Origin of the sequence: Streptomyces tibetensis (genome assembly GCF_040647715.1) — a bacterium.
Taxonomy (GTDB): domain Bacteria; phylum Actinomycetota; class Actinomycetes; order Streptomycetales; family Streptomycetaceae; genus Streptomyces; species Streptomyces tibetensis_A.
The window spans coordinates 1-1,800 of sequence record NZ_JBEZCR010000034.1; the positions used below are offsets into that span (position 1 = coordinate 1).

Here is a 1,800-nt window from a genome sequence, read left to right on the forward strand (position 1 = left end):
CTCGATCTTCGACCAGGCGGGGTCGTCCTCGTAGAAGGAGCGGATGGAGTCGAATGTCGAGGACGAGTTGATCGCGTCGCCGTTCGGCATGGTGCCGGTCCAGCCGCTGGGGATGTAGACCGGGTCGTCGAAGCGGTTGTAGTCGGTGCGGTTCTCCGGGACGGCGATGCCCAGGGCGTCCTGGTGGTTGGCCCACATGCCGTCCAGCAGCTTCTTCGCCGCCGACGCGGCCTCGGTGTCACCGGAGCGGTCCGCGTAGTACGTCAGGGTCTTGGCGTACGCGGCCGCCACACCGACGTCGTTGGTGTAGTCGGCGACGGTGACGTGCAGCCCGTTGTTCGCGCCGGGGCTCGAGGCGTTCCAGGTGTCGGGCTGGCCCGACCACTGCAGCGTCGACGGGATCCGGTAGGTGCCGTCCGGATTGAACGTGGTCTTGGACAGCGCCCACTTGACCCACTTGTCGAGGACCGTCTTGGCCTGCGCGTTGCCCGTCTGCTGGTACAGCTCGGCGACCCGCTCCATGGACCAGGCCTGGAAGCCGAACCACTGGTTGGACGGCGGGTCGTGGTACACGGGCTTCTCGTCGTAGTACATGCCGTAGAACGTCGACTTGCCCGACGGCGGGGTCGCGTACCGGCCCGCCCAGCTGTTGGTCGCGCCGCCCGCGATCGCGCCCTCGCTGGACTGCAGCCAGCGGTAGAACTCCAGCTGCCGGTCCATGGACTTGGCCCAGTCCGCCGCGCCCGTCGCCGACTTCGGCTTCAGCGGCGCGTAGTTGGCGAGCGCGTAGGCGGCCAGGGGGTTCTGGTAGCCGCCGTGGGCGTGGCTGGAGCCGATGCGCCAGGCCCAGCCGGCATTCGTGTCCGTGGCGCCGCCCCACGCGTAGTACCAGGACAGCAGGTACATCGAGGCGTCCTTGCCGGTGCCCGCCGGGCAGGTGGACGGCCCGACGCAGTTGCCGACCTTCTTGAAGTACTTGTCGTACATCGAGTAGCGCAGGTAGTCGCCCATCTTCGCGGCCTTGCCGACCGTCGCGGACACGGCCGAGCCCTTGCCCTGCTCCTTGGCCCACAGATCCGCCCAGTAGGCGGCCTGCACGGCCCGCGCGTCGGCGTCCGGCGCGTTGGTGAACTTCCACTGCTTGGCGTAGGAGGCGTCACCGGTGAACAGGTCCAGGTAGCCGTTCTTGCCGCCGTACTTGAAGGCGTCACAGGTCGGCTGCGGCACCGTCTCCCACACCGACTCCTGCGCACCGCGCTGGAAGGTGTTGATGTACGACGGACCGGTGTCCGACGGGCCCGCCTCGCACTTGCCGGGCGCGTTGCCGAAGCCGTAGACGTTGTCCACGTCCTGCAGCCAGTGCATGCCGTAGACGTCGTCCGTGCCGTACGCCGACTTCAGCTCACCTGCGATCGGATCCGACCCCACCGACACACCGGTGTCCAGCTTGGCCGGGTACTCGTTCGGCGTGTCCAGCTCGGGCGCGTAGGTGGCCGGCTTGGAGGCGTTGTAGAAGGAGTTGGTCGGCTGGTCGGCGTGGGTGGGGATCATGTACTTCTCCATGATCTCCCAGGCGCCGTTGAACTTGGTCCAGTCACCCGTCACCTTGCCGTACATGGCCTGCAGCCACAGCAGGTAGCTGTACGCCTCCGAGGTGGTCTCGTGGCCGTGGTCCGGCGCCTCGACGATCAGCGTCTCCACCGAGTGGTAGGGGATGCCCTCGGGGGAGAAGTAGCCGTTCGCCGGGTTGGTGATCTTCCCGTACAGCTCCAGGAACCGGGCGTCATACGCCTTCGACGC

The 1,800-nt window shown here is 67.5% G+C and carries 1 protein-coding gene; it reads right to left on the reverse strand.

Annotated elements, in window-relative coordinates:
- The coding region (locus AB0B29_RS37675; RefSeq protein ID WP_362247274.1) for a glycoside hydrolase family 48 protein at window positions 1-1,800 on the reverse strand (1,800 nt) is incomplete at both ends.